The organism is Vibrio sp. PID23_8, assembly GCF_003584965.1.
In the GTDB taxonomy this organism is placed as follows: Bacteria; Pseudomonadota; Gammaproteobacteria; order Enterobacterales; family Vibrionaceae; genus Vibrio.
In genome coordinates this window covers 405,420-429,628 of sequence record NZ_LIXE01000003.1, presented here as the reverse complement: position 1 = coordinate 429,628, position 24,209 = coordinate 405,420, and the positions used below count along the sequence as shown (strand labels likewise).

At 46.3% G+C, this 24,209-nt stretch carries 20 protein-coding genes and 2 pseudogenes; 14 read left to right on the top strand and 8 right to left on the bottom strand.

The window, feature by feature from the left end; genetic code table 11:
• Window positions 1–12: 12 nt before the first annotated feature.
• A complete protein-coding gene (locus tag AK966_RS08575; RefSeq protein WP_119463951.1) occupies window positions 13–585 on the bottom strand; it encodes a phasin family protein in 573 nt (190 codons plus the stop codon).
• Window positions 586–736: 151 nt separating this feature from the next.
• Window positions 737–1,009 carry a polyhydroxyalkanoic acid system family protein gene (locus AK966_RS08570; RefSeq protein ID WP_099080765.1) on the bottom strand — a complete coding sequence of 91 codons (273 nt, stop codon included), beginning with the start codon at window positions 1,007–1,009 and terminating at the stop codon, window positions 737–739.
• 276 nt (window positions 1,010–1,285) lie between these two features.
• On the opposite strand from AK966_RS08570, the pseudogene AK966_RS20315 reads away from it, so the two are divergent.
• Window positions 1,286–1,437: pseudogene (locus tag AK966_RS20315) on the top strand (IS110 family transposase); the annotation flags it as partial.
• A gap of 683 nt (window positions 1,438–2,120) precedes the next feature.
• Window positions 2,121–4,064 carry a DEAD/DEAH box helicase gene (locus AK966_RS08555; RefSeq protein ID WP_099080766.1) on the top strand — a complete coding sequence of 648 codons (1,944 nt, stop codon included), beginning with the start codon at window positions 2,121–2,123 and terminating at the stop codon, window positions 4,062–4,064.
• Between the two features lie 61 nt (window positions 4,065–4,125).
• Here AK966_RS08555 and AK966_RS08550 read toward each other — a convergent pair whose 3' ends face one another.
• On the bottom strand, window positions 4,126–5,694 hold the full coding sequence (locus AK966_RS08550) for a bifunctional diguanylate cyclase/phosphodiesterase (RefSeq protein ID WP_119463989.1): 1,569 nt from the start codon (window positions 5,692–5,694) through the stop codon (window positions 4,126–4,128).
• Window positions 5,695–6,028: 334 nt separating this feature from the next.
• On the opposite strand from AK966_RS08550, the gene AK966_RS08545 reads away from it, so the two are divergent.
• The 3 genes and pseudogenes from AK966_RS08545 (at window position 6,029) to AK966_RS08535 (ending at window position 8,687) form a co-directional block, all read left to right on the top strand.
• Complete coding sequence (locus tag AK966_RS08545) at window positions 6,029–7,222, top strand: acetate/propionate family kinase (RefSeq protein WP_099080767.1); 1,194 nt, start codon at window positions 6,029–6,031, stop codon at window positions 7,220–7,222.
• Between the two features lie 70 nt (window positions 7,223–7,292).
• Window positions 7,293–7,998: pseudogene (locus AK966_RS08540) on the top strand (DMT family transporter).
• 146 nt (window positions 7,999–8,144) lie between these two features.
• Window positions 8,145–8,687, top strand: a complete 543-nt coding sequence (locus AK966_RS08535) for a DUF2301 domain-containing membrane protein (protein WP_119463950.1) — start codon at window positions 8,145–8,147, stop codon at window positions 8,685–8,687.
• On the opposite strand, the gene AK966_RS08530 is transcribed toward AK966_RS08535, so the two are convergent.
• The 5 genes from AK966_RS08530 to AK966_RS08510 all read right to left on the bottom strand — a co-directional run bounded on the left by AK966_RS08530 (window position 8,675) and on the right by AK966_RS08510 (window position 13,692).
• Window positions 8,675–9,589, bottom strand: coding sequence for a hydroxymethylglutaryl-CoA lyase (locus AK966_RS08530; RefSeq protein ID WP_099080769.1), 915 nt, complete (start codon window positions 9,587–9,589; stop codon window positions 8,675–8,677). The two genes, AK966_RS08535 and AK966_RS08530, sit on opposite strands and share 13 nt — an antisense overlap.
• A complete protein-coding gene (locus AK966_RS08525) occupies window positions 9,586–10,431 on the bottom strand; it encodes an enoyl-CoA hydratase-related protein (RefSeq protein WP_099080770.1) in 846 nt (281 codons plus the stop codon). Before AK966_RS08525 ends, AK966_RS08530 begins: the two co-directional genes overlap by 4 nt.
• Window positions 10,432–10,447: 16 nt before the next feature.
• Complete coding sequence (locus AK966_RS08520) at window positions 10,448–12,052, bottom strand: carboxyl transferase domain-containing protein (protein WP_119463949.1); 1,605 nt, start codon at window positions 12,050–12,052, stop codon at window positions 10,448–10,450.
• Window positions 12,053–12,073: 21 nt separating this feature from the next.
• Window positions 12,074–13,243 carry an isovaleryl-CoA dehydrogenase gene (locus AK966_RS08515; RefSeq protein WP_119463948.1) on the bottom strand — a complete coding sequence of 390 codons (1,170 nt, stop codon included), beginning with the start codon at window positions 13,241–13,243 and terminating at the stop codon, window positions 12,074–12,076.
• 83 nt (window positions 13,244–13,326) lie between these two features.
• Window positions 13,327–13,692, bottom strand: coding sequence for a MerR family DNA-binding transcriptional regulator (locus AK966_RS08510; protein ID WP_099080773.1), 366 nt, complete (start codon window positions 13,690–13,692; stop codon window positions 13,327–13,329).
• Between the two features lie 288 nt (window positions 13,693–13,980).
• Between AK966_RS08510 and AK966_RS08505 the strand changes: the two genes are divergently transcribed.
• The 9 genes from AK966_RS08505 to AK966_RS08465 all read left to right on the top strand — a co-directional run bounded on the left by AK966_RS08505 (window position 13,981) and on the right by AK966_RS08465 (window position 24,083).
• A complete protein-coding gene (locus tag AK966_RS08505) occupies window positions 13,981–15,210 on the top strand; it encodes a thiolase family protein (RefSeq protein WP_119463947.1) in 1,230 nt (409 codons plus the stop codon).
• Window positions 15,211–15,294: 84 nt separating this feature from the next.
• Window positions 15,295–16,788, top strand: a complete 1,494-nt coding sequence (locus tag AK966_RS08500) for a CoA-acylating methylmalonate-semialdehyde dehydrogenase (protein WP_119463946.1) — start codon at window positions 15,295–15,297, stop codon at window positions 16,786–16,788.
• Window positions 16,789–16,807: 19 nt separating this feature from the next.
• Window positions 16,808–17,962, top strand: coding sequence for an acyl-CoA dehydrogenase family protein (locus AK966_RS08495; protein ID WP_099080776.1), 1,155 nt, complete (start codon window positions 16,808–16,810; stop codon window positions 17,960–17,962).
• A gap of 40 nt (window positions 17,963–18,002) precedes the next feature.
• Window positions 18,003–18,791, top strand: a complete 789-nt coding sequence (locus tag AK966_RS08490) for an enoyl-CoA hydratase (protein WP_119463945.1) — start codon at window positions 18,003–18,005, stop codon at window positions 18,789–18,791.
• A gap of 8 nt (window positions 18,792–18,799) precedes the next feature.
• Window positions 18,800–19,924, top strand: a complete 1,125-nt coding sequence (locus AK966_RS08485; RefSeq protein WP_119463944.1) for an enoyl-CoA hydratase/isomerase family protein — start codon at window positions 18,800–18,802, stop codon at window positions 19,922–19,924.
• Between the two features lie 10 nt (window positions 19,925–19,934).
• The gene (gene mmsB / locus AK966_RS08480) at window positions 19,935–20,840 is read left to right on the top strand and encodes a 3-hydroxyisobutyrate dehydrogenase (protein ID WP_099080779.1); all 906 of its coding nucleotides are present in this window, start codon (window positions 19,935–19,937) and stop codon (window positions 20,838–20,840) included.
• Between the two features lie 6 nt (window positions 20,841–20,846).
• Window positions 20,847–21,605, top strand: coding sequence for an SDR family oxidoreductase (locus AK966_RS08475; protein ID WP_099080780.1), 759 nt, complete (start codon window positions 20,847–20,849; stop codon window positions 21,603–21,605).
• Window positions 21,606–21,781: 176 nt separating this feature from the next.
• Window positions 21,782–22,876: an NADH:flavin oxidoreductase gene (locus AK966_RS08470; protein WP_119463988.1), complete on the top strand. Its 1,095-nt coding sequence runs from the start codon at window positions 21,782–21,784 to the stop codon at window positions 22,874–22,876.
• 244 nt (window positions 22,877–23,120) lie between these two features.
• Window positions 23,121–24,083 carry an alpha/beta hydrolase gene (locus AK966_RS08465; protein ID WP_099080781.1) on the top strand — a complete coding sequence of 321 codons (963 nt, stop codon included), beginning with the start codon at window positions 23,121–23,123 and terminating at the stop codon, window positions 24,081–24,083.
• Window positions 24,084–24,209 lie beyond the last annotated feature (126 nt).

Here is a 24,209-nt window from a genome sequence, read left to right as displayed (position 1 = left end):
TGGTGTGTCGGGTTATTCCGCTTTTTCGGTTGTTGCCGTTTTTGGCTTATGTTCCGGTGAATGAGTGGCTTTTTCCTTGCTAACCGGAGCTTTTCGCCTTGCTACACCTGAGGTTGTGCGCGGCTTAGCCTTGGTGGTTTTAACAGCCGGTATGGCAGGTGACGCTTTAACTGCAGTATCTGCAGCGCTAATCGCAGCAGGCGAGCTTTCTTCCGGATTCTGGCTCTGTTTGAGCAACAGTTCGACTTGTTCGGTCAGTCTGTCAAGCTTGTCATCAACTTGGTTCAGCTTGTCGCTGTCGACACCGGTAAGTTTCTGCACCATTTGATGCAGTCGCTCTTCCATTGCCACGGCGGCTCGGCTGTGGCTGGTATATGCACGCTCTTTCTGCTGTTTTTCGATGGCGCGTCCGCGCTCGAGCAGGTCTTCGAATACCGAGCGGCCGCGGCCTGAGATCTCGTTGACCTCCTCGGCACTCTTGGCATAGGCGCCGAGTCCGGCTAGCCAGATATTATACATCATAGTTTCGCGCATGCTTTCGATGCTTTTTTCATCGTCGGCTGCGCTGCGTGAGAAGATCCCCATCTTTCCCTCCTTAAAATGAATAAGACTGAATTCTCATTCCAGTTTCATGATAGGTAGAGAAGTTAGAGTCAGCTTTCTAATAGCTAGTCAGCGCACAATAAAATCGAAAAAATCTTGATGGGATTTGTGCTGGATCAATTTTTCATGGGGGCTAGCCGAGCAGTTCGTCTAGGCGCAGGGAAATATGTTGTTCGATGGAGTATGCAAACAGGCTGGCGGCAAAGCCGAGGCGGATATTTAAGCTCAGTTTACCGGAGGTTGGTAACAACCACCCACGGGCAGAATGGTGCTGAAAGTGCAGGTGTTCTTCGTCCCAGTGCCAGAGCAGGCCAAATTCCTGCTCCAGTTCATTGGCTACTTGTTCGGCAACATTTCTAGCCTGGATGTGTGACAATTCGTGATTACGTTCGATAAAAATCACCATAGTTAATCAGACCGCCTCTTACCTTCTTGGTTTCGATAAATCACTGTTAACTATTCATAGCGCAAAGCATGGTAAAGATCCAGCGAGCTGCTTTTCAGATAGGGCAAAACCTGAAGAAGATCCCAATGTTAAAGACACTCTCTAGGTATGAAGAAAAATAGGGATACCTGAGATTTTCTTGCAAGATAGCCAAGTTGTTTCTAGAAAGATGTATGGAATCCACTCGCTTTGCCAAATTAAATTTAGCAGAGTGAAACTAAATCTGAGGGTGCCAATATGTTGACTAGTAACGTTATCGCTATTGACTTAACAATCAAGCCTGTCATATCAGCATTCATGGTGAGCGGCTATCCAATAAGCCTCGAAGTCACAAGAAAATGAAAGAGTTTCTCGGCAAAGCCAAGCCCTCTAATGTCGCTATGGAAGGGGGGGGGCTGATATTATTTGGATTGGCAGCGCATTCTGCACAATTGCCAGCGGCGTTGCTGCGTGACTTGAAGACAAGTTTAAAATGGATACCATTAATGTACTGAGTTGTTCGAGCGCCATAGAAATGGGGGGAATATTGCTGGCATCTCAAGGTTGCAATGATTAATGTGCCACCTAACCCAGAGAATTGTTTGCAGCGTTCGGGTCGTAGTGGTGAAACAAAGTTTGTTGCGTTAACCTTGTGTAAAAATGATCCGCATGGTGAACATATCTTCTGTAATACGCGATGGGCATTTGAAACATCTTTTCTTAACTTACCAATGGAACTGCACGCACGATACTCATTGCGAGCTATTATTACTACTTATAGCACGCAATTTCGATGTGAATTCTATATGAAATAGTCACGTGTTGCGGTGTGCTTTTTTCTTTAAAATGGGTGGAGAGGTGGAAAATTATGCATATTATACCGTTTAAGAAATAAATTGTGATGTAATTCAATTTTTTCTGGCTTTTTTTATGCATTTAGGGAATAATCCGCCTCCCTTAGTCGTCCCTAATGGCTTATCGCGGTTGAGTACTGTGCTAATTCCTATCTGAATGGATTTAGTATCTGGAAGAATCAGTATCGAATTAGAAGAGCATATGGGACTGTTTTTTTGTTAAATTAAGTAGGATCCCAATGCAAGATTCTGTTATTCAGTTCAGTGATTTGTCACTGAATGATTCTATCCTTTCTGCTCTAGACGGAATGGGTTTCGTGTCACCAACTCCAATTCAGGCTGCGGCAATCCCTCACCTATTGGAAGGTGCTGACGCGCTGGGCAAGGCACAAACGGGTACAGGTAAAACGGCAGCGTTCTCTCTGCCTCTGCTAAACAAGCTAGATCTTAATCAACGTAAACCACAAGCTATCGTACTTGCTCCAACTCGTGAGCTAGCGATTCAGGTTGCGGCTGAAATGAAAAACCTTGGTAAAAACATCCAAGGTCTTAAAGTTCTAGAGATTTACGGTGGTGCTTCTATCGTAGATCAAATGCGTGCACTGAAAAACGGTGCTCACGTTATTGTTGGTACACCTGGCCGTGTTCAAGACCTTATCAACCGTGAACGTCTACACCTAGACGAAGTACACACATTCGTACTAGATGAAGCAGACGAAATGCTAAACATGGGTTTCGTTGACGACGTAACTAATATCATGGAACACGCTCCATCTTCTGCACAACGTGTATTGTTCTCTGCAACAATGCCGCCAATGCTGAAAAACATTGTAGAGCGTTTCCTACGTGATCCTATCACTGTTGACGTAGCAGGTAAGAACCACACTGTAGACAAAGTTCAACAGCAGTTCTGGGTAGTAAAAGGTGTAGAGAAAGATGAAGCAATGTCTCGTCTTCTTGAAACTGAAGAAACTGACGCGTCAATCGTATTCGTACGTACACGTCAAGATACCGAGCGCCTAGCTGATTGGCTATCTGCACGTGGCTTTAAAGCTGCGGCTCTGCACGGTGATATTCCTCAGTCTCTACGTGAGCGTACTGTTGATCACATCAAACAAGGTGTTATCGACATCCTAGTTGCAACTGACGTTGTTGCACGTGGTCTTGACGTTCCACGTATTACACACGTATTTAACTACGACATCCCATTCGATGTTGAGTCTTACATCCACCGTATCGGTCGTACAGGTCGTGCTGGACGTAAAGGTAAAGCTATCCTTCTCGTTCGTACTAACCAAATCCGTATGCTTCGCACTATCGAGCGTGTAACTAAGTCATCTATGGAAGAAATCCAACTTCCTCTACGTGACCAAGTTGCAGAAGCTCGTCTAAGCAAGCTAGCGGCTGAGCTAGAAGCTGAGAAAGAGCACAAAGCACTCGATAAGTTTGCTGAACTTGTAGAGAAACTACAAACTTCTCTAGAAATTGACCCAGCAATGCTAGCGGCTATGCTGCTTAAGCGTCAGCAAGGTAAACGTCCTCTATTCTATATTGGTGAAGACCCAATGGTAGAAGCGATTGAGCGTGATAAGCAACGTCGTAAAGATCGTCGTGAAGGCGGTCGTGAAGGTGGTCGTGAAGGTGGTCGCAGCTTTAATACTCAAGATTGGGATACTTACCAACTACAAGTTGGCCGTGAGCAAGGTGTTCAAGTTAAAGACATCGTTGGTGCTCTAGCGAACGAACTAGGTCTTGGTAAAGGTTCTATCGGTGCAATCAAGCTAGCACAAGGTCACACTTTTGTTCAGCTACCAAAAGCAATGACATCTGATGCGGCAACTAAGCTAAGTAAGCTACGTATCCGTCAACAAGATGTTGGTGCTGTAGTATGTGATTTCGATGACTTCCGTGAGTCTCGTGGTGGTCGCCGTGACGGTGGTCGTCGCGATGGCGGTCGTCGTGAAGGTGGCTTCCGTGGCAATCGTGATGGTAACCGCGAAGGTGGTGCGCGTCGTGAAGGTGGTGGCTACCGTGGTAACCGCGATGGTAACCGCGATGGCAACCGCGAGGGTAACCGCGAAGGTGGTGAACGTCGTTTCGATCGTAACCGTGGTGGCGATCACCGTGGTGCGCACCGTGGCGAACGTGGTCACAGCCGTCCTCGTCGTACACAAGACGCATAATTGATTTCGCGCTTTCGCGAATTGAACTGATAAAAAAGCCGAGCGAAATGCTCGGCTTTTTCTATGCGCTTAAAATATTACGTTGTTTGTTATCGTGTTCATTCACCCAAGTAATCACTTCATTCAAGGGTAGGGCAGGGCTGAATAGGTAGCCTTGGATGATGTCGCAGCCTTTGCTACGAAGAAAGTGCAATGTATCCATATCCTGAACACCTTCTGCTACCACGGAATACCCTAGGCCATGAGCTAATGCGATGGTATTTTCTACGATTGAACGTGAGCCAGTTGTCCGGCTAGCTGAGTTTAGAAACGAGCGATCGATCTTAATTTGATCAACGGGAAGATCTCTCAGTAACGAGAGCGATGAATAGCCGGTTCCAAAATCATCCAGACTAATTTTGATGCCTAATGATTTGATCTTATCAATCAACGGAGTGAGTTCCGACAGGCGATCAATTGCCATTGTTTCTGTAATTTCTAAATTGATTAGGGAAGAAAATGCAGGGTTGTCGGAGAGCAGTTTGTCTAGACGGGAGAACAGCAAGTTTGAGGAGAGGTCTTTGGCCGATAAGTTAATATGCACAGGTAACTGAATGTCATATTTGAAAAGTTCATTTAGGTCTTTCTCAACCTGACCGATGACCCACATGGTAATGTAGTTGACTTGGTTACTGCGCTCAGCAATAGGAATGAAATCGTCCGGCGAAAAAATGATATTCCCACTAGTATCTTTCCACCGAATCACGGCTTCAAATCCCACCACGAGATTTGAGTTCGCATCGATTAAAGGCTGGTAGTACAATTTGAACTCTTTTTTATCCAATGCGGATTGAATACGAGATGATATTTCAAGTTGGTATTTGGCGCCGACATTCATGTCTTCGTGATAAAAAGAGAACAGTTTCCCATCGTTTTTTGCACAATACATTGCGATGTCTGCTCGTTTTATCAGAGAGTCGCTTTTCTCTGAGTCGTTAGGAAAAGTACTGACACCAAAAACGGCGCTTGAAGAGAATTCAAACTCATCGATTGAAAACTTCTTGGACAGCGTTGCGTCGAGTTTTTCAATTAAGTTCGCAATCTCATGATGCACACTTAAGGCAGTGAGAATCACAAATTCGTCACCTCCCACTCTGAATATTTTGTCTTTTTTAGATAGAACGGATTGCAATCGCTGGCCAATTTGAACCAAAAGTTGATCACCGCAATTATGTCCCATCGCATCGTTAACTTGCTTGAAGTTGACCACATCAAACAAAATGACGGAAAACGCCTTAGTATCGTTTATGTTTTGGTCAATGATATCAAAACAATATTTCCGATTTGGTAGCCCAGTTAGGGTATCATGTGTGGCGTTACGCTTTTCTTTGTCAGCCAGCTTATGCAACTCATTGATAGAGTCGTTGCTCCATTTGAGAACCAGAACTACGAATATACTGCCGCCGAAGAGACTTAAAGAAACGGCCATATCTAACAAAGAGACGAACTCTTTTTTAGTGATTGAATGTAGGTAAAGTGCGTAAGAGGCGATAAAACCAGTGATGAGCAGCAACAGCCATCCCCAACCAGAGACATCAGTTTTCGAGCATATACTTTTAGTTTTTATCCAGCCCCAACATAGTAAAAGCATCCCAATGGACACGAATATAAATGCAAAATCAGACACGTCTCTATTCCATTAGTTTTATTTATATAAAATTCATACAGTTGACATAAACAACTTAGCGCATACTTTTGGTTTTGAAAAGACTTATTAATACCACTTTTGTTGTAACAACTCTTTTTTTTCATCTTCAAATAAAATCCAAACTTGTTGTAGATCAACTAAACTTACTCAAGTCAGAGGTCTATGCTAAAAGATAGTTGAAAGATTAAAAAATTATTGAATAATAGGGCCGCAAACAAGAAGCACACAGCGCATCAGCGCAATCACAACCTCTGCTCCACAACAGGAAAACTATTTCATGTCTAATTCGTTTGTACTGGTGATCAACTCTGGTAGCTCATCACTAAAATTTGCAGTTATCGATTCAACTTCTGGCGATGCTGTGCTAAGTGGTTTAGGCGAATGCTTTGGTCTGTCAGACGCTCGTATGAGTTGGAAATTCAACGGTGAAAAAACAGAAATCGCAATCGAAGGCGACGATAGCCATCATAAAATTGCTATTGGTAAGCTGGTTGATTTAACCGAAGAATTTGGCCTAGCTAAAGACATCGTAGCGGTGGGTCACCGTATCGTTCACGGCGGTGAGAAATTCACAAAGACAGTTCGCATTACTGAAGAAGTTACAGCAGAAATTGAAAAACTTGCCGATCTTGCTCCACTACATAACCCTGCAGGTGCTATTGGTATTCGTGCTGCTATCGAAGCGTTTCCAACCCTTCCTCAGTTTGCTGTATTCGATACTGCCTTCCACCAAACGATGCCTCAGCGCGCATTCACAGGTGCAATTGCGAAAGAGCTATACACAGACTTCGGCATTCGTCGATACGGTTTCCACGGTACTAGTCACTACTTCGTAAGCCGTGAAGCTGCGAAGATGTTGAACAAACCCGTTGAAGAATCAAGCTTCATCTCGGTACACCTAGGTAACGGTGCTTCTGTTTGTGCAATTAATAAAGGTGAATCTGTAGATACGTCTATGGGCTTTACCCCACTGTCAGGTCTAATGATGGGGACACGTTGTGGTGACCTGGACCCAGGCATTATTGAGTTCCTACTGAAAAAAGGTTGGTCTCAAGAGAAAGTATTTGGTTCATTGAACAAAGCTTCAGGCTTCTTAGGTGTTTCTGGCCTAACAAGTGATGCTCGCGGTATTTTGGAAGCGATGGAAGAGGGGCACGAAGGCGCGACGCTAGCATTCCAAGTGTTTACATACCGTGTATCTAAATACATTGCTTCTTACCTTGCTGCCCTTGATTCATTCGATGGCATCATCTTCACTGGCGGCATCGGCGAGAACTCTCTGCCAATTCGTCGCGAAATTCTGAAAAACCTAAAATTGTTGGGTTTTGTTGAAGATGTGAAAGGTAACGAAGAAGCACGCTTTGGCAACGCAGGTGTTGTTGCTACATCTGAGTTACTTGGTGCGAAAGCACTGGTTATTCCTACCAATGAAGAGTGGGTTATCGCTCAACAGTCGGTAGAACTGCTGTAAAACGGCAAAAATTTTGGGAACTAAGTCAAAGCCCTTTCCGCTTGGAAAGGGCTTTTTTTCGTAAGTCATTATGCTCAACTCTGAACGCAAAGCGGCACTTGTGCTTGTCGCAACAACGATGATCGCCGCACTCGGCTGGATTTTTCCAAAGAAACGATTCAGGGGCTTCCACCTTTTGGATTTATTGGATTGCGATTTACCATCGCTTCAATCTGTTTACTGCCTTTGTGTATCAGGCCGCTCCTTACTGCGAACGTGAAAGACGTGCTGTCAGCAAGTGGTGTCGGCTTACTGATTGGTAGTGCGGTGATGACCTGGATATATGCCATTTCGGTCAGTGATACTCTCGGTGAAGGGGCGTTCATCATGAGTTTGTCGATGTTGTTTGTTCCGATTGTTGCATGGGCGTAATTTCGTCAGCGTCCTCAAAGGATATTTTGGGTGTCGCTGCCCATCGCCGTTTGGGACTGTTCGTTTCGTTCTGTTTGGAGTCTCGGCCAACAGAGGTTGATTCCTCGATTTGGGTTTGGTTTGCGCTTAGTACATTGTTAGCCACCAGTTTGCGCGATGTGATGCAGACCATGGGACAAAAATTTGTGCAGGCAGGAAACGCCGCATTCATTATGATCCTAGAACCAGTTTGGACGGTGATGCTCAGTGTTTCTTGGTACGGTGAGGTGTTGACGGCAAAGAAGCTAGTCGGTTGCGCACTCATCTTATTTTCGCTGATTGTTTATCGGACAGGCGGTAAATTCAGTTTTAGCGTTGGCCGATAGAAGTGGCATTAGTGGGAGAGGTGGGTATCCTTAATTTAAGCACTTTGGTTTTTGAAATGCATTAGTACTCTGCAGTTCTTGGCAAGTGACTTTACGAAGAAAAGCGAACCGAAGAAGGTCAATGCGGATTAGTAAGGCAATAGAGCATGGCAAATATTGAACATCAAGAAACGCTCGATTCTCTGGATAAACTCAGCGTATGTTTATATCGCCTAGGTATTAGTTTATTTGCGTTGACCTTGATGGCGCTTTCTATGGTTGTTTATGGTGCTTTTTTACAAGGTTACCAATGGACCATCACTGGTATTTGTGTTGCCGGTGCATTGTCCGCTGCCAATGTTCATATTTACAGTAAACGTGTACGAGTCGTGATCTGTTGGTCTTCGTGGATTGGGCTTGTTTTGTTGGCGAGTGATTTTGAACGGAGCCTCGTTTGGCTGGCATTAGGTTTTATCTTCGTGACGTTTTCTGGCATCGCCTTGAAAGAATCGTTCTGCTTTAAAGTTCCGGGATTAAAGCTCGTCCCAGTTTTACTCGCCATCGCAACATTTTCTATTTGGTATGAGTTATCCACTTTTGCCGCGCTCTCCTTGTTGATTGCTGGGGTGATCATGGGGTACCTGTCCATATTGAAGTGGCGAATGCCATTACACTTTGATATCGGTATTAAGGATAATTATGAGGTGTAGGAATCGCTGCGACGCCGCAAAGCCAACGACACTTTAGACGTTGGCTGGCGGTTAAGCTCTTCACTGATCATCCATCCGGCCTTCGCCAATAACTCCAAATCGACACCCGTTTCTATTCCTAAACCTTGACAGAGATAAAGTACATCTTCAGTCGCTACATTCCCAGAAGCACCATGAGCGTATGGGCAGCCACCAAGCCCAGCAACACTGCTATCAATAGTATCAATGCCCATGGTTAACGCTTGGTAGATATTTGCCAATGCTTGTCCCCACGTATCGTGGAAATGAACGGCCAACTGGTGAGTTGGAATGACGGCTTGCGCGGTTTCTAACATATGGGCAACGCCTTTTGGGGTGCCAGTTCCGATGGTATCCCCCAGTGATACCTGATAGCAGCCTAAGTCGATTAATGCTTTTGCCACTTTGGCGACTTGATTTGGGCGGGTAGGGCCATCATATGGGCAATCGATAACACACGAGAGGTATCCCCTCACAGGGATATTTTGCTTGGTCGCCATTTCCATGATAGGTTCGAATCGCTTCAGGCTTTCTGTAATGGAACAATTGATATTATGTTGGCAAAACCCTTCCGAGCAAGAGGTAAAAATCGCGACTTGGTTTGCACCCGCTTTTAATGCTTGCTCAAGACCTTTAAAGTTGGGAGTGAGTGCCGAATATATGACATTGCCACGGCGAGTAATCGCGTTCATTACTTCAAGTGAGTCCGCCATTTGAGGTACCCATTTTGGAGAAACAAACGCTCCCGCCTCAATGTGCGTCAAACCCGTATCAGATAGAAGGTTGATTAATCGGATTTTGGTATGGGTTGAAACTGGCTCTTCATTTTGCAATCCATCTCTGGCGCCAACTTCTACGATATTTACTTTACGGGGCAGTATCATCGTGCATCCTTAGAGGGCTTCGTTACCCAGCTTGGAGTCTGTTTTTCTAGAAACGCTTGCAAGCCATCTTGCCCTTGGGGAGAAACGCGAACATCTGCGATCAATTGGCTGGTGTAGTGGATAAGGTCTGCGTCGATTGGGTTCTGGTGGCATTGATGACAGAGGGCTTTGGCTTTGCGCATGGCGTCGGGGCTATTCAGAAGCAGTGAGTCTATAAGCGTGTCAATGGTATCGTCAATCTTATCCAATTTATGTACTTCATGTATGATGCCGAACTTTTCAGCGTTTTGGGCACTGATCACCTCTGCGCTAAGAATGTAGCGACGTGCTTGCCGATTCCCCATCGCACGCATTACGTATGGTGCTATCGTTGCGGGGACCAAACCCAATTTCACTTCACTTAGACAAAACTGAGTATCGTCTGCGGCAATGGCGATATCACAGCAGCAAATTAACCCCAATGCCCCCCCGAATGCAGAGCCTTGAACGACGGCTACCGTTGGCTGGGGAAACGAATCGAGTGTGTGCATCAGCCTGGCAAGGTTCGTCGCATCATCGAGGTTTTGTTTTCGTGTACTGGTTGCCATAGACTTCATCCAATTAAGATCAGCACCGGACGAGAAGTGTTTACCACTGCCACGCAAGACTAAGCAGCGAACATCGGTACGCAGAGCAAGGTAGTCGAGACGGTGGATCAGCAAGTCGATCATGCAGGCATCAAAGGCGTTGTGTTTATCGGTACGGTTGAGAGTCAATGTCGCAACACCATGTTTATCAACGTGCCAAAGTACATCATTTTGTCGGTTTGCATTTGGTGTGATGCTAGGTTGTAGCTCCTGCATAGCGTGTCCTTCCCATTTACATTCTGAATATACCAAATTCACTGTCAGGAATTGGCGCATTGAGCGTGGCTTTCAATGCTTGCGCCAGTACATGACGTGTCTCTTTAGGGTCAATAATGCCGTCATCCCATAATCGTGCACTGGCATAGTAGGGATGCCCCTGAGACTCATACAAGTCTAAGATAGATTCTCGAAATGTCCTTTCTTCTTGTTCAGGCCAAACTTCACCTTGGCGCTTTTTTACTTCTCTTCGAACTTTGGTGAGTACGCCTGCCGCTTGCTCTCCCCCCATCACCGAGATACGTGCATTTGGCCACATCCACATCATGGTGGGGTCATAGGCTCGTCCGCACATGCCATAATTTCCTGCACCATAGGAACCACCGATGATGACAGTAAATTTAGGTACATCGGCACATGCCACCGCCATTACCAGCTTTGCACCGTGTTTAGCAATACCCTCCGCCTCGAGTTTTTTACCGACCATGAACCCGGTAATGTTTTGGAGAAACAGGAGGGGAATTTTACGTTTGGCACACAGTTCGATAAAGTGCGTTCCTTTTTGTGATGATTCTGAGAATAAGATGCCATTATTGGCCACAATCCCAATCAGGTGGCCATGAAGCCTCGCAAATCCGCACACTAACGTTTTTCCATATAGTGCTTTGAACTCGTCAAAGTCGGAGTCATCCACGATGCGCGCAATGATCTCTCTAACATCAAAAGTGAGACGAAGGTTCGCATTGACGATCCCGTACATCTCTTTGGCGTCGTAGCGAGGAGGTAAAATGGTTTTATTACAGACGACAGGGCTCGGTTGGTTGCTGTTTGAAATCGCTTCTCTAGCAAGTTGTAAAGCATGCTTGTCATTATCGGCGTAATAGTCGGCCACACCCGATTTACGGCAATGGACATCAGCACCGCCAAGCTCTTCTTCGCTTACCACCTCTCCAGTCGCTGCTTTGACCAGAGGTGGGCCAGCTAAAAAGATGGTGCCTTGTTGTTTCACCATAATCGATACGTCGGCCATGGCTGGCACATAGGCTCCGCCTGCGGTGCAAAGCCCCATCACGACGGCAACTTGCGGAATGCCTTTGGCGGACATTCTGGCCTGATTGAAGAAGATGCGTCCAAAATGGTCTCTATCAGGAAAAACCTCCGCTTGGTGTGGGAGATTTGCCCCGCCTGAGTCGACCAAGTACACGCAAGGCAACTGGCAACGCTGTGCAATTTCTTGAGCACGTAAATGTTTTTTCACCGTGAGTGGATAATACGTCCCGCCCTTGACCGAAGGGTCGTTGGCAATCACCATACATTGAATGCCCTCGATGGTGCCAATGCCAGCAACCACGCCGGCGCAAGGGATCGATTCATCGTACACTTGCCATGCGGCGAATTGACCAATTTCTAGAAATTCACTGTCATCGTCGAGCAAGCACGCCAAACGTTCACGAACGGGCAATTTTCCTTTTAATCTTTGACGTTCGATCGCTTTGTTGCCGCCACCTTGTTTGATGATTTCGATGTTTGCATTGAGGTTTTTCACCAACTCAGTCATGACGATTTTGTTAGACTGAAACAACTCACTCGTTGGCTTGGTTTTACTTTTAATGATGGCCATGGAGATTTCCTTGTTGGAGGATTAACGAGACTCTTCAAACAGTTCACGACCAATCAGCATTCGACGTATTTCCGAGGTTCCGGCACCAATTTCGTACAACTTGGCGTCTCGCAGTAATCGTCCTGTCGCGTATTCGTTGACGTAACCATTGCCACCTAGCAATTGAATGGCGTCTAAAGCCATTTGCGTCGCCAATTCTGCGCTATATAGGATTACTCCAGCGGCATCCTTTCGAGTGCATTCGCCTCGGTCGCACGCAGCTGCAACGGTATAGACATACGCTTTCGCGGCATTCATGCGTGAGTACATGTCTGCGAGTTTGCCTTGCACCAATTGGAACTCACCAATGGATTTGCCAAACTGTTTTCGTTCGTGAACGTAGGGGATAACCTCATCCATACAGGCTTGCATAATGCCGAGTGGGCCTGCCGCGAGGACGACTCGTTCGTAATCGAGACCACTCATGAGAACTTTGATACCTTGATTGACGTCTCCAAGTACGTTTTCTTTCGGTACTCTGCAGTTTTTGAATATTAATTCACATGTGTTTGAACCACGCATGCCAAGCTTCTCGAGCTTTTGTGCATGACTAAAACCTGCAAAATTACGCTCAATAATAAACGCAGAGAGACCTCGTGACTTTGCACTTGGGTCCGTTTTAGCGTAAACGACGAAGGTATCGGCATCAGGCCCGTTAGTGATCCACATTTTAGTACCATTAAGCAGGAAGTGATCGCCTTTGTCTTCTGCTCGCAATTGCATGCTGACCACATCAGAGCCGGAGTTCGGCTCACTCATCGCTAGTGCGCCAATATGAGTACCGTCAATCAGTTTTGGCAGGTACTTCTCGCGTTGGGTTTGAGTTCCGTTTCGGTAGATTTGGTTAACACAAAGGTTGGAGTGAGCGCCGTAACTCAACCCAACGGAGGCAGACGCGCGGCTGATCTCTTCCATTGCCACAACATGAGCGAGATAGCCCATTCCTGCGCCGCCGAACGCTTCACTTACCGTTACGCCAAGCAAGCCCATTTCTCCAAATAGAGGCCAAAGGTGATTAGGAAATTGATTGTAGTGGTCGATATTGGCAGCGATAGGGGCGATGTGCTCGGACGAAAAGGCATTCACGTGATCGCGGAGCATATCGATGGTTTCACCAAGCCCAAAACTTAATGGGGTGTAGCTTGTCTTCATAACGTTTCCCTGTTTTAAGTACGAAAGAGGTGAGAGTTACACTGCTTGCTTGGGCAAATTTAAGGGTCTGTTTTTTTGTCTTGTTATCGGTTTAGTGCCTGTTGACATCGTTCTTTAGCGGCGTTGAGTTCGGCCATGACAACACCAATATCGTCCAGTTGTTGCTGTAGATGCGCTTGTTTCTCATCGATGATGGTGAGCATTTTAATCAGTTGACTGTCTGTCTGTTGTGTGTCGTAAAGCTCAAATAATTCGCGAATTTCTGCAAGGGAAAAGCCTAAACGCTTACCACGTAAAATCAGTTTGAGACGCGTTTTATCTCGGCGCTGATAGACACGAATGTTGCCTTTGCGCTCTGGTTCAATTAGCCCTACATCCTCATAAAATCGGATACTCCGAGTCGTGATGTCGAACTCCTTCGCTAGGTCACTAATCTTGTATTTTTCCACCGGACACTTCCCCTAATTAAAAATGCAGTTGCTGCAAATTACGTCATGCTTGTTTAAGCGAAAGGCGCTTCCTTTACCTGAGTTTAAAATTTAATTGTTATAAAGTTGTTTGTTAACGTTGACGTAAATGTTAGTGCTATGCTTACGTAAACGTCAAGAAATCACAGTGCGAAAGTTCGTCGCTTTATAAGAGGCTGGAGCTACCATGTAAAATATGTGGAAGCCCGTGGTAGCAGGTGTGAGGGATGAGTTCGTGATCGGTGAATTATCGTCAATAAGGACGGCATCATGAGAAACGACATCTGGATTGTCAGTGCCAAGAGAACGCCAATTGGGCGATTTCAAGGTCAATTACGAAGCTACTCTGCGCCGCAGTTAGGTGCATTGGCGATTAAGGCAACTTTAAAAGCATGTGGTATTAAATCGGTGGATGAAGTCTACATGGGTTGTGTTTTAGCTGCGGGCTGTGGCCAAGCTCCCGCTAGGCAAGCGGCTTTGGGAGCCGGCTTACCACACACCACCGCCTGTACGACGATCAACAAAGTTTGTGGTTCAGGCATGAAGAGCGTCATGCTGGCAAGCGATCTGATTAAAGCGGGTACGATCAATACTGCTATCGCTGGTGGTATGGAAAGTATGACCAATGCGCCATATTTACTCAAAGAAGCAAGGAATGGTATGCGTATGGGGCACAAATCGACGTATGACCATATGTTTCTTGATGGTTTGCAAGACGCTTATGAAGGGCATTTAATGGGCGTGTATGCTCAGCAGACGGCCGATCACTCTGAGTTCACGCGAGAGCAAATGGATGAATGGGCAATGATGTCTGCCAAACGTGCGCTAGATGCACAAGAGCAGCGTTTGTTTGATGATGAAATCTCTCCGATCGACGTAACTACACCAATTGCCTCTTTGACTCTGGATTACGATGAGCATCCACGCTCAATCAAACTCGAAAAAATCCCTAAGCTTAAGCCGGCTTTCGACTCTCTTGGGACCATCACGGCGGCGAATTCCAGCGCGATTTCAGATGGTGCGGCTGCGCTCGTACTTATGGATGAAGAAAGCGCCCGTCATAAAGGCTTAACGCCATTAGCAGTCATTAAGGGTTACTCGACACATGCAAGAAAGCCTTCAGAATTTACCCTTGCACCTGTATTTGCAATTGAGCAATTACTCTCACAGCTCGACTGGTCGGTGGATGAAGTGGATCTTTGGGAAATCAACGAAGCCTTTGCCGTGGTTACCCAAATTGCTGTTCGCCAGTTAAGCCTCGATCAAAACAAAGTCAACATCAAAGGGGGGAGCTGTGCACTTGGTCACCCCATTGGTGCCAGTGGTGCTCGAATCTTAGTCACACTCATTCACAGTCTGCGCCAGCTTCAAGCTTTGGGTGTTGAAGGGAATGCCAATAATAAGACGGTGATGCGAGGTGTAGCATCGTTGTGTATTGGTGGTGGAGAAGCAACCGCCATTGCTGTCGAAATACCGCTTGACTCTGATCAACGGAAATAGGAGCTCATGGCTTTTAGTCAACAGAAGTGGCTCAGGGTTACTTAGATTGGTGTCAGTATCATTACGTTAACAAAGGATTAGCTTATGACTCGTTTGGTTCCCTTATTCATAGATGGTGAATTTCGTGAATCTCAAACCGCAGATTGGATAGAAGTTAATAACCCAGCCACTAATGAGGTGATTGCTTACCTTCCATGTTCAACCGATGAAGAGATGCAAGCTGCAATTGAAAGCGCTAACAAGGCATTTGCTAGCTGGAAGAATGTCGCGGTGTCTGAACGCGCGAGGCTCATGCTTCGCTATCAACATTTGTTAAAAACGCACCATGATGAATTGGCGACACTCCTTTCACACGAAACGGGAAAAATCTTTGCTGACGCAAAAGGGGATGTATGGCGAGGAATTGAAGTGGTAGAGCAAGCCGCCAATATTGCTAGTCATATGATGGGGGAAACGGTTGAAAATGTGGCCACGGATATCGACAGTTATTCTTTGATTCAACCGCTGGGCGTGTGCTGTGGGATCACACCATTTAATTTCCCGGCAATGATTCCTTTATGGATGTTTCCAATTGCGATTGCCAGCGGGAACACATTTGTTCTCAAGCCATCCGAGCAAGTCCCTCTGACCTCAATTCGATTGGCCGAGCTGTTTGAAGAAGCGGGGGCGCCAAAAGGTGTGTTGCAGATCGTGCATGGCCGAAAAGAACAAGTCGATTTCTTATTGGCGAGCCAGACCATTCAAGCGGTGTCGTTTGTTGGTTCCGTGCCTGTCGCGAAATACATTTACACCAAAGCAACACAAAACTTCAAACGCGTCCAAGCTTTTGCAGGGGCGAAAAATCATATGGTGGTGATGCCAGATGCCAACAAAGGGCAGGTCGTGAGTAATCTTGTTGGATCATCGGTGGGTGCTGCTGGTCAACGTTGCATGGCGATATCAGTAGCGGTATTTGTTGGCAGTTCGAAAGGGTGGATAAGCGAACTCAAACAAGAGATGGCCAAAGTGCATCCAGGAGCTTGGGATGATGAAAGTGCGGCTTATGGCCCGCTTATCAGTGCGCAGGCGAAAGCACGTGTGCTGAGACTGATTGAAGAAGGAAAGCAACAAGGTGCGGTATGTGAACTCGATGGTAGCCAATGTGAAGTCGAAGGCTTCCCTGACGGTAATTGGGTTGGGCCAACCCTGTTTAGTGGTGTAACAACGGAGATGTCGATTTACACCCAAGAAATATTTGGTCCGGTACTGGTGTGTATTGAAGTGGATACCTTGCAAGAGGCGATAGCGCTGGTGAATCGTAACTCTTACGGCAACGGTACGTCGATTTTCACGGCGAATGGTGGGGCTGCAAGAAAATACCAACATGAGATTCAAGTTGGTCAGGTTGGCGTGAATGTGCCTATACCTGTTCCGCTGCCTTTCTTCTCATTTACGGGTTGGCGAGGCAGTTTTTATGGCGATCTTCATGCTTATGGTAAACAGGCGGTGCGCTTTTACACCGAGACCAAAACGGTGACTGCCCGTTGGTTTGATGACGATATTCCCACCGGTCCCAATCTCACCATCAATCTGCACTAACTAAGAGTAAGGTGCTCATATGGATTTTGAACTCAATGAAGAGCAACGGATGTTTGCTGATACGGCCGAACAGTTCGCAGCAGAACGGTTAGCACCGATGGCAGCAGAGTGGGATGAGAAGCAAATCTTCCCCAAAGACATATTGCGTGAAGCGGGTGAGTTGGGATTTCTCAGTCTGTACACGCCAGAAGAACAGGGAGGTTTGGGTTTAAGCCGATTAGACGCCTCCATTATCTTTGAACAACTCTCTATGGGGTGCACGTCAACCACGGCATTTATGACGATTCACAATATGGTCACCTGGATGGTAGCAAGCTTTGCAACCGAAGAGGTGAAGAACAAGTTCTGTCCAAAGCTTATTACCGGAGAATACCTAGGGTCTTATTGTTTGACCGAGCCAAATGCAGGATCCGATGCCGCTTCATTGACGACCTCAGCGACGAAGCAAGGTGACTGTTATGTGCTGAATGGCGGCAAGACCTTTATCTCCGGAGCAGGGGATACCGAAGTGTTAGTCGTGATGGCGAGGACAGGTGATGCTGGAGCCAAAGGTGTGTCTGCATTTGTGGTACCCGCTGATGCGCATGGTGTCAGTTACGGGCGAAAAGAGCCGAAAATGGGTTGGAACAGCCAACCGACACGCGCAGTGATGTTCGATAATGTGTCGATTCCGTCGAGTCACTTATTAGGTGAAGAAGGACAGGGGTTTGCCTTCGCTATGAAAGGGCTCGATGGTGGTCGCATCAACATAGCGACTTGCTCGATAGGCACCGCGCAGCAAGCGTTAAATCATGCGGCGCAGTACATGCAAGAACGTAAGCAGTTCGGCAAGCCTTTGGCTCAGTTCCAAGCCCTGCAGTTCAAGCTGGCAGACATGGTGACAGAGCTTGTGGCGGCAAGGCAATTGGTTCGCTATGCCGCCAGTAAGCTCGATCGAGGCGATCCCGATGCCACCACTTACTGTGCGATGGCAAAACGCTTTGCAACGGATGTCGGTTTTCAAGTCTGCGACCAAGCCTTACAACTCTATGGTGGATACGGTTACATCAAAGAATATCCAATGGAGCGTTACTTTCGCGACGTTCGTGTGCACCAAATCTTGGAAGGTACGAATGAGATCATGCGGTTAATCATTGCTCGCCGGTTTCTGGTCAACCAATCATCACTTATTTGATTTTGCTCCGATCATTTTCACTGAGAAAGGATTCAGCGATATGTCATTAACAGAACAACAAGCGATTAACTACACCATCAGTAATCATGTGGCGGTGGTGACGATGAATAACCCCCCCGCAAATACTTGGACGTCAGATAGCCTAATTGCTCTAAAAGAGTTGGTGTTGGCACTGAATGAAGACAAAGACGTTTATGCACTCGTACTCACGGGTAGAGGTGATAAGTTTTTCTCTGCAGGAGCGGATCTTAAGCTGTTTGCCGATGGAGACAAAGCGGTCGCGTTAGACATGGCAAGAGTATTTGGAGAGGCGTTTGAGTGCTTGTCAGCATTTCGAGGTGTCTCCATTGCAGCCATCAACGGCTATGCCATGGGCGGCGGGTTAGAAGTTGCCTTAGCGTGTGACATTCGCGTTGCTGAAAAGCAAGCTGTTTTGGCGTTACCAGAAGCGAAAGTTGGGCTGCTCCCTTGTGCTGGTGGCACGCAAAACCTAACTGCATTAGTGGGTGAAGGTTGGGCGAAACGTATCATTCTATGTGGCGAACAAGTCGGGGCCGAGAAAGCGTACGAACTTGGGTTAGTAGAAGAAGTGGTCGAAACGGGTCAAGCGCTCAATAAATCCATTGAACTGGCAAAGTCGGTGGCAAGCCAATCACCTTCATCTGTCGCGGCTTGTAAAATTTTGATTCAGAACATGCGCTCTGCACCGCTTAAACACGGCCTCATCAAAGAGCGAGAGTTGTTCCTCAATTTATTTGACACCGAGGATCAAACTGAAGGGGTTCGCGCCTTTTTGGAAAAACGCAAACCAAACTGGAAAAACCAATAGGAGGCGGCATGACAGGGAAGGTAACCCTAACGGAAATGCAATGCATGGATGGTGTTCATCGTATCGGTATCGCAACCTTGGATAATGCTTCATCACTTAATGCACTGACCTACGACATGCTTTTCCAACTTAATCAGCAGTTGATCAAATGGCAAGACGATCCACATTTGGTGTGTGTCATCCTTAACGGTGCGGGTGGAAAAGCCTTTTGTGCCGGCGGCGATGTGCGAACCATGTATCACGTCATGCACAACGAGAGTAAAGAAGCGACGGCGGAATTTTGCACCAACTATTTCGCGCTTGAATACGAATGTGATTACCTGATCCACACGTATACAAAGCCGATCATTGGTTGGGGAGAAGGCATCGTCATGGGCGGCGGTATGGGGCTGTTTATGGGCACGAGCCATCGAGTGGTGACGCCAAAGTCTCGACTTGCTATGCCTGAAATCAATATTGGCTTGTATCCCGATGTTGGTGGGACGTGGTTTTTGAGCCAAATAGATCCCGAAGTTGGGTTGTTTCTCGGACTCACCGGAGCAATGGTTAATTCAAGTGACGCTGTCACGATTGGCTTGGCGGAATGGCTACTTTTGGAGGAGCAATACCCCGCGTTGTTGGAAGAATTACAGCAAGTGAAGTGGGGAACCGCCGGAGCGAAGGAGCTTGTCAGTGCCTTGCTACAATTGATGGAGGAGCAAGTGATTGACAGTAAACCGACGACCCAAATATGCCCTTATCTCTCTCAAATTAAAGAAGCGTGTAAAGGCAACGATCTTGAGCTGATTTCACAGCGGATATTAGCGCTAGAGTCGAGCAATCAATGGCTTGAAAATGCAAAGCAGACGTTCGCTGCAGGAAGCCCTATTACCGCTCATATCTGTTTTAGGCAAGTTAAAGACTACCACAGACTATTATTGGCTGATTGTTTTCGTTTGGAGCTCACTTTATCAGTACGAAGCGCATTGCTTGGTGAATTTGAAGAAGGAGTACGATCAAGGCTTATGGATAAAGATGGTGCGCCGAAATGGATGTTCAACAGCATTACTGACGTTGATGAAAGGGTCATTGATGGTTTGTTTACGTCGTTGTGGTCAGACGAAGATCATCCGCTTGCACAGTTAGGAAAATAAGGAGAACAGCATGAGTACCATCGCATTTATTGGTCTAGGGAATATGGGAAGCCCAATGGCACAAAACTTACTGGCTTCAGGATTTAATGTGCAGGTGTTTGACTTGGATGTAAACGCCGCCAAACAGCTTGAACCTTTTGGTGCCATAGTTGCTCAGTCATTAGAAGAGGTCGTGGATGGCGCGAGCACCGTCATCACCATGTTGCCGACCGGCATTCATGTAAGATCGGTATATTTAGGAGACTTACATGGCGGAGTAGGAGTACTTAACCTCGTGTCAGAAAAAACCTTGTTGATTGACTGTTCAACGGTCGACCCAGATTCAGCACGTTTAGTCGCAAATGAGGCCGCGAATAAGCACTTGCTGTTTGTCGATTCACCAGTGTCTGGCGGGGTCGCTGGTGCAAATGCCGCAACGTTAACCTTTATTGTTGGTGGTACCGATGAGGCGTTCTCCAAAGCCAATGCGATATTGCGCTACATGGGCAAAAATGTGTTTCATGCTGGTAAAGCCGGTGATGGGCAGATGGCAAAAATCTGCAATAACTTGATGCTTGGCATCTTAATGTCAGGAACCTGTGAGGCGCTGAATCTTGGTATTGATCATGGGCTGGATCCTAAAGTGCTCTCTAATATCATGCTGCAGAGCTCGGGTCGAAATTGGGCGCTAGAGCTGTACAATCCGTGTCCAGGTGTGATGGACAATGCGCCAGCAAGTAATCAATACCAACCAGGCTTTATGAGTAAGTTGATGCTGAAAGACTTGGGGCTAGGTTTAGATGCGGCACTGCAAACGCACTCTTCAGTTCCGATGGGTTCGTTAGCGCGTAACCTCTACGCATTTCACAATGCCAGTGGGAATGCCGATCTTGATTTCTCTAGTTTGTTTGAATTTTATAAGCATCAGGAGGGTTAACAGCATATGGACTTAAAAAACAGCGTGATCGCGATTACCGGAGCGGGACAAGGGCTTGGGCAAATGATGGCCGTTAGCCTTGCACAAGCTGGGGCTGATATTGCGTTATTAGATGTGAATGAGACCGGGTTGCTTAACACGCAGGAGCAATGCCGAATGTTGAGTGCCAAAGCGCTGATATACCGATTGGATGTCACCAACGAATCAGAAGTTGAAGAAACCTTTAATGAGATCCTTCAAGATTTTGGAAAGCTTAACGGGTTGATAAACAATGCAGGTGTACTGCGTGATGGTTTATTGGTCAAAGCAAAAGATGGCGAGATCAGTAAGATGTCACTTGAGCAATTCAACCTCGTTATGAATGTGAATGTTACAGGTACATTCCTGTGTGGTAGAGAAGCCGCCGTTAAGATGATTGCGAGTAACTCTAAAGGTGTGATCATCAACATTTCCAGCGTTGCAAGGGCGGGTAACATTGGGCAGACCAATTATTCAGCGTCTAAAGCAGCGGTCGCAACCATGGCAACCACTTGGGCACGAGAGCTTGCTCGATACGGTATTCGGGCGGCAGCCATTGCACCTGGTGTGGTGAAGACGGCGATGGCGGCGCAAATGAAACCAGAGGCAATAGAGCGGCTACAAAACATGATTCCTGCTGGTAGAATGGGGGATGCGAGTGAGATTGCTCACGCCGTTAAGTACATTCTAGAAAATGACTATTTTACAGGGCGAGTATTAGAAGTGGATGGGGGAATGCGGATGTGAAGCCATCAATCTCACTAAAGCTTAATCCAGATTAAAGATCTCCCCCCTTATCGGCGGTAAGGTGCGCGTCGATTACTGGACGTAATGCGAATTTAGACAAGGAACAGCCATACTTTGTGTGGCTGTTCCTTTTTCGTTCTAGCAATAATACAAAGATCAATTTAAGAGGACTCGCATTGAGCATTTTGTTTTCCGAAGCCCGCATTGGCAACATGACACTAAAGAACCGCTTTGTACGTAGTGCAACGTGGGAAAATATGGCGACAGAAGATGGCCATATGACCGACAAGCTGTACGACATTTATGAAGAGCTTGCCCAAGGTGAAGTGGGTCTGATTGTCACTGGTTACGCCAACATCGTTGAAGAAGAAAAGCCAAACGCAGGCATGATGGGGATCTACAATGATTCTTTCATCGATGAATACAAAAAGCTGACTGAGCTTGTCCATGATCACGACTCCAAAATCGTGATGCAAATTGCTTACGGTGGCACTAAAACCACTTACAACGTAGGTGAGCGTGTGATTTTTGCCCCGAGTGAAGTGCCAGAGCGCGGCACGAAAACCGAAGGCAAAGCGATGACCAAAGACGAGATCGACTACATCGTTAAGGCATTTGCACTGGCAAGTAAACGAGCACAAGATTCTGGCTTTGATGGTGTAGAAATCCACGCGGCGCACACGTATCTCATCAACCAATTCTTAAGCCCATATTACAACCGTCGTGAAGACCAATACGGTGGCAGCCTAGAGAATCGCATGCGTTTCCTAATGGAAATCTATGCAGAAACGCGTCAGTTAGTTGGTGATGAATTCCCCATTTTAGTGAAGCTTACGGCGACTGAATTCTTTGAAGGCGGCTTAACCTTCGATGAAACGCGCATCGTATGTAAGACGCTAGAAGAAGTGGGCGTGGATGCAATCATTGTATCGGGTAACATTCACGGCAACGCAAATACCATGGTTGGCGACTCGTTTGATGGCTACACGCTACAGCAAGAAGGTTACTTCCACGAATACGGCCAAGTGATCAGCCAAGATGTGAATGTGCCAGTGATTACGGTCGGTGGCTTAAACGATTTGAGCGCGATTGAAGACCTAGCTGAAAACACCAACATCCAGTTCTTTGCGCTTTCCCGTCCGTTGTTAGCGGAGCCACAACTGATCAAACGTTGGAAAGAAGGTAATCGCGCCGAAGTGGATTGTGAACGTTGTTCTAAGTGTCGTACAAAGCGCGGCAACTTCTGTGTGGTTTACAAGCGTAGAAAGTAACACCTAGTCGTTTATTGACTTTCTAACCGAATTTAATCAAGCCTCCTTCTATGTTTACGATAGTTGGAGGCTTTCTGTATGCGGATAAAACGCACCTACGATACGCTATAACGAGTGATTTCGATGATACACGGTATAGCTCTGTAGCAGCTAATAAATTGCATATGATTCACAACAAAGAGACAACCTATAGGTAGATAAGCTTCTAGGCTCATATTAGGTACATAAATAAAGAGGGATCGCTATGTTATTTATTACTAACCGCACGCCTAAACAGTCCGCAAGATCGAGGCGTGGAAGAAGCCTCAGCTTTGATTACAACAATGTCTCAGTCTCCCAAAATCTGTACTTCTGTGAACGAAACAGCAAAGACGACTATGTCGAAATCTTAAGCGATAGCTTCTTTGAAAGACTAAAAGCTTTGCCAAATGAAACACAACTTTTGTTTTATATCCATGGATTTAATAACAACATGGAAGGTGATGTTTTTGAAAATACAGAGAAGCTACAACAATTGATGGATAAGCAGTCTCCATCGCTCGTATATGTCATTCCTCTTATCTGGCCTTGTGATGACGATTGGACAGGAGCGATCATTGACGATTATTGGGACGATCAAGATGCAGCTGATTTTAGTGGTCCAGCTTTTGCTCGCTTATTAGGTAAGTTTGATACATGGCGTAGAGATGAGTTGCAGCAAAAGGAGCCCTGTTACAAACGCATCAATGTTTTAGCGCATTCGATGGGCAACCGAGTCATGAAAAATGCCTTACAGGAATGGGCGAGTAAATACGCTGCGGGCAATATGCCACAGCTATTTCGCAATGTCTTTATGATCGCGGCAGACGTGAAAAATGAAATCCTAGAGGAAGGCGAAGATGGTCGCTTCATCGTTGATTCTGGTCGTAATATCGTTGTTTATTTTGCTAACGATGATTTTGCAATGCCGGCATCGAAAGTTGCCAATGTGAAAAATAGAACGTTGTCTCGCCGAATGGGGATGACTGGGCCAGAAGACATGTCGAAGTTGCCGAGTAAAGTGTATGAAGTGGACTGTGATGACTTTAATAATCAGTTTGATATTAAAGGGCACACCTATTTTATGGAAAACGACAAAGGTAAAGTGAGTCCTATCATCAAGCATATGGCGGATGCAATTAAAACAGGTCGAGTCACACCTAAAGATCGAAGCACAATTTTGAAATAACGGTTCCGTTACTTAAGCCTGAGTTGAACAATTCGATTCAGGCTTTTCTATCCTTAGTCAAATGCTTCGAACCACCCTTACACACTCAGCTACTATGGATAGAGGTAACACTGGTTAACATGAGCC

Excerpts from the sequence above, each read along its gene's own strand:
- AK966_RS08575 (WP_119463951.1), bottom strand. The coding sequence starts at position 585 with ATGGGGATCTTCTCACGCAGCGCAGCCGACGATGAAAAAAGCATCGAA.
- AK966_RS08570 (WP_099080765.1), bottom strand. The coding sequence starts at position 1,009 with ATGGTGATTTTTATCGAACGTAATCACGAATTGTCACACATCCAGGCT.
- AK966_RS08555 (WP_099080766.1), top strand. The coding sequence starts at position 2,121 with ATGCAAGATTCTGTTATTCAGTTCAGTGATTTGTCACTGAATGATTCT.
- AK966_RS08550 (WP_119463989.1), bottom strand. The coding sequence starts at position 5,694 with ATGCTTTTACTATGTTGGGGCTGGATAAAAACTAAAAGTATATGCTCG.
- AK966_RS08545 (WP_099080767.1), top strand. The coding sequence starts at position 6,029 with ATGTCTAATTCGTTTGTACTGGTGATCAACTCTGGTAGCTCATCACTA.
- AK966_RS08535 (WP_119463950.1), top strand. The coding sequence starts at position 8,145 with ATGGCAAATATTGAACATCAAGAAACGCTCGATTCTCTGGATAAACTC.
- AK966_RS08530 (WP_099080769.1), bottom strand. The coding sequence starts at position 9,589 with ATGATACTGCCCCGTAAAGTAAATATCGTAGAAGTTGGCGCCAGAGAT.
- AK966_RS08525 (WP_099080770.1), bottom strand. The coding sequence starts at position 10,431 with ATGCAGGAGCTACAACCTAGCATCACACCAAATGCAAACCGACAAAAT.
- AK966_RS08520 (WP_119463949.1), bottom strand. The coding sequence starts at position 12,052 with ATGGCCATCATTAAAAGTAAAACCAAGCCAACGAGTGAGTTGTTTCAG.
- AK966_RS08515 (WP_119463948.1), bottom strand. The coding sequence starts at position 13,243 with ATGAAGACAAGCTACACCCCATTAAGTTTTGGGCTTGGTGAAACCATC.
- AK966_RS08505 (WP_119463947.1), top strand. The coding sequence starts at position 13,981 with ATGAGAAACGACATCTGGATTGTCAGTGCCAAGAGAACGCCAATTGGG.
- AK966_RS08500 (WP_119463946.1), top strand. The coding sequence starts at position 15,295 with ATGACTCGTTTGGTTCCCTTATTCATAGATGGTGAATTTCGTGAATCT.
- AK966_RS08495 (WP_099080776.1), top strand. The coding sequence starts at position 16,808 with ATGGATTTTGAACTCAATGAAGAGCAACGGATGTTTGCTGATACGGCC.
- AK966_RS08490 (WP_119463945.1), top strand. The coding sequence starts at position 18,003 with ATGTCATTAACAGAACAACAAGCGATTAACTACACCATCAGTAATCAT.
- AK966_RS08485 (WP_119463944.1), top strand. The coding sequence starts at position 18,800 with ATGACAGGGAAGGTAACCCTAACGGAAATGCAATGCATGGATGGTGTT.
- mmsB (WP_099080779.1), top strand. The coding sequence starts at position 19,935 with ATGAGTACCATCGCATTTATTGGTCTAGGGAATATGGGAAGCCCAATG.
- AK966_RS08475 (WP_099080780.1), top strand. The coding sequence starts at position 20,847 with ATGGACTTAAAAAACAGCGTGATCGCGATTACCGGAGCGGGACAAGGG.
- AK966_RS08465 (WP_099080781.1), top strand. The coding sequence starts at position 23,121 with ATGTTATTTATTACTAACCGCACGCCTAAACAGTCCGCAAGATCGAGG.